The 3,413-nt window shown below is 63.9% G+C and carries 3 protein-coding genes; 2 read left to right on the top strand and 1 reads right to left on the bottom strand.

The genetic code is table 11. From position 1 onward, the window contains the following. The first annotated feature begins 296 nt into the window (after window positions 1-296). A complete protein-coding gene (locus Q0R13_RS18595) occupies window positions 297-968 on the top strand; it encodes a PEPxxWA-CTERM sorting domain-containing protein (protein ID WP_293906749.1) in 672 nt (223 codons plus the stop codon). Between the two features lie 391 nt (window positions 969-1,359). Here the strand turns inward: Q0R13_RS18595 and Q0R13_RS18590 are convergent, their stop codons facing one another. After that, window positions 1,360-2,811: a hypothetical protein gene (locus tag Q0R13_RS18590; protein WP_293906747.1), complete on the bottom strand. Its 1,452-nt coding sequence runs from the start codon at window positions 2,809-2,811 to the stop codon at window positions 1,360-1,362. Between the two features lie 263 nt (window positions 2,812-3,074). Here Q0R13_RS18590 and Q0R13_RS18585 point away from each other — a divergent pair, with 263 nt between their 5' ends. Further along, on the top strand, window positions 3,075-3,383 hold the full coding sequence (locus Q0R13_RS18585; RefSeq protein ID WP_293906745.1) for an integrase core domain-containing protein: 309 nt from the start codon (window positions 3,075-3,077) through the stop codon (window positions 3,381-3,383). The last annotated feature ends 30 nt before the right edge of the window (window positions 3,384-3,413 follow it).

Raw genomic sequence — 3,413 nt, 5'->3', positions numbered from 1 at the left:
CGCCTGACCGCGATCCTGCGGCATGGCCACCCAAGGCTCCCCAGCCAGGCCATGACCCCGAAGACAACCATAGACCACGGTCAGACACGCCAAGAACCACACCACACCATGAAATCAATTAGACAACAGTTTACTTAATTGACCGCTGCGCGAATTCCAGACCAAGGCATTGGATCAATTCAGTAAACTGTCACCGAAACCGAGGCTTGGCCTGGGCGGCCAATCTGAGCTCCGTCATAATTAGACGTTGCTGCGTTCGCCTATCGGCGCCCAAGTTACCTGGGCAGGGGGAAAATATGAAAATCGCAGGACTTTTCGCGGGCGCCGTGCTGGCCGCCACGGCCGCCGCCGCGCCCGCCTGGGCGGATATATTTATCGACTTTCATGATGCGCCGGACAGCTTGTTCGTTCCGCCGGACGAGGCGTTCATCGGCTCATATTACGAGGGCGTCCAAACCGTTCCGTCTCTCCCGGCGGGTCCTGACCTGGGGGTCCGCTTTAACGGTTTTGAGGAGGTGACGGTCAGCGTCGGTTCGACGTTGACGCACACCGCCTACACCGGCCTCGACATCTTCCCCGAGGGTGTGCCGTTTATCGTCATCAAGGGCGCCTTCAAGCACGTGTCCTTCGATTACGCCGGTAACGGCACCTTTGACGCCAGGGTCGGTGTCCCCGTTGACGGCCATCCGTTCGGCTATTTCGGCATCCTGTCCAAACCTACCGCCCTGGACACCCTCAACACGATCTCCTTTGACGTGACCGGCGTTGGGCAAGAGCTGGATCTGTATTTTAACCGCGATGCGCGGCATCCTTATCTGTTCCTAACGAACCTGTCGTTGACGAGCGCCGACAGTCCCACCGACAGCGTGCCGGAGCCGGCGACCTGGGCGCTGATGATCGGCGGCTTCGGGCTGGCTGGCGGCGCGCTTCGCCACCGTCGGGGTGGGCCGGCGTTGGGGTTTCGGTGACAGTTTACTTAATTGATCCAATGCCTTGGTCTTGAATTCGTGCAGGGATCTAATTATTACTAATTATTACGGTGACAGTGCATTAAGCTCGACGCCGGCCCTGGCCCCGGCCACAAACAACCCTGACGGTCCAGTTTGATGCACTGTCACCGTAATTCCGCGTAATTCGCCAAGGCTGTTCCGCATCACACGAGGTGGGAGGGAGAGGTGCGCGCATAGCCGTCTCCACACCCTGACGGAGATCAACAGCCAGCCGTGGCCGCAAGACTGTGGGGCCCGGATCGACGCAGCCTTTGCCGCAAGCTGGCCTCATGGCTTCTAGGTGGACTCGAAGCGCAAATGGGCGCGGCGATTGACGAGCAGGTCCCGTCCCGGGCGGCCTGCCCGGGCCTCAGCGCGACCCTGCGTCGAGGCCCTTCAAGTAGTTCACGACGTCGGCCCGCTGGGCGCTCTTGGCGACATAGAATGGGTGCGGCGCGGTCGGCCCGCGGCGCGGGTCGAACAGCGCATCGAGGCTGGGCACGGAGTTGTCGTGCAGGAACACCGGCTTGCGGGCCAGGTCGAGCAGCAGCGGCATGGCGACACCGCGCTTCTCGCCCCGAACGCTGGCGTTCACGACGGCCCATTTGTCATCGAAGACGCCGGGGCTGTTGAGGACCGGGTTCAGCGGCGGCTCACGTTGGGCGAGCACCATCGGCGCGTCGCCGGGCCAGATCTGCTTCATGGGATGCAGCGTGGTCGGGACCGGGCGGCCCTGGTCGGTATTGTGGCAGCCGGCGCAACCCGAGGCCTGGAACACCATCTTCCCGCGCATGGCCGATGGCCGGTCGACGACGGCGCCGCGCGGCGCCTGGAGGCCGGCGAGATAAGCATTCATGGCGAGGAGCTTGCGGTTGTCGACCCGCACCCCGACCGGGGTCGCCAACTCGCCCGGCTTTCCCGTGCTCGTCGTCTTGACATAGGGGTAGCCGGTGACGCCGGTGGCGGCCAGAACCTTGACGTAGCCGTCGATCATTTCGTCGCCGGCGGGACCCGCCAGCTTGTGAACGAAGGCCCGTCCGCCCGGCGTGGTCAGCATGGTCTGGTCGAAGAGGCTGGTGAACACCAGGTTCGAGAAGTCGTCGATCTTAGTGAAGGTGCCTTCGCTGCCATAGGGTGCGGCCAAGTCCTGGCGGAACAGCGGGGTGTTGTGCATCGGATCGCCGTTGCCGTCGAAGCTGTCGTCGAACATGCCGACGGGGTAGTATTTCGGGTTGCTGAAATAGGCGTCGAACTCGGCTTCGGTCGACGAGGGCGTCAGGCCGGTTGGCGCGCCCCCCAGGGTCTTGCCCTTGTTGGCCACAAGCGTGAGCTGCGACACCGTGTAAAGCGCCCGGGTGTTGGCGGCGGTGGCGAAGATCATTCCGAGGTTCAGGTCGTGATTGGCCAGGCCGTCGATGCGATGGCCGATGGAGCCACCCTTGGGTGACTTGAACACCGAGGCGTCGCTCATCGAGTGGCAGAGCGCGCAAGACGTCCCGACCTTGTCGCCCTTCGCCGACATGCCCATCACCGCATTGGCCATGACCAGCTTCGGCGTGAGCGAGGCGTCGTTCAGAACGCTGGAGCTACGGCCTGTCGGATCGTCCTTGAGTTCGCGGGCAAGGCGCTGGCGGACATCGGACGGCACAGCGTCGACATCGACCTGCAGCCCCAGTTCAAGGGCCTGCATCGGGGTCACCCTGGCCGCGGCGATCCCGGCGGGCAGGCGCACGGCGTCGGTCCAGAATCCCTCGTTCCCGAACGTCTCGAAGCGGAAGACATCGCGGCCCAGGGCGGCGTCGCCCGACAGATCCTGAGGCATCTTCGGCCCTTGATCCGCGGCACGGTTGCTCGCCTGTGGCTGCGATATGGCGCGCGAGCCGACCATGCCGACAGTCGCGAACGCGGCGATCCCTGCGATGGCGAGACTCGCTGTGCGGAAGAGGTGGCGTCGCGGCATGGGGCGTCCCCTAGGGGCCGCGCTTCGCCGGACAACTTTCGGCGCGCAGAACCCTATGCCTGACGCAACACCGTGCTACGCGATCGGTTCATCGACAGTCGGGAACTTGGCGACTTTGTGAGACCGTGGCGAAAATTCTGCAGCTGGCTATGCAGTACAACCCCAGCCGCCTTGAAACGTCGGCATGCCCCCCAAGGTACGCTTGCGGCGACTACATCGAGCGGCTCCTCGCCGCCCGCATCCAGCCCTCGATGAGCCGGGCGGGATGTCCCTATGACAAGGCCATGGCCGAGAGCTTCACGAAGACCCTGAAGACCGAAGAGGTCGACGCCAGCCACTACCGCGACCTGGCCCACGCCACCTCGGCCATCGGCGGCTTCATCGACGCGGTCTACAACACCGAGCGTCTGCACTCGGCCCTCGACTACCTCTGACCCATCGAGTTTGAAAACCTGCCCAACCCA

The sequence above is a fragment of the Phenylobacterium sp. genome (assembly GCF_025351295.1).
GTDB lineage: Bacteria > Pseudomonadota > Alphaproteobacteria > Caulobacterales > Caulobacteraceae > Phenylobacterium.
The sequence above is the reverse complement of the archived record's forward strand: the minus strand, read 5'-3'. Positions and strand labels throughout refer to the sequence as shown.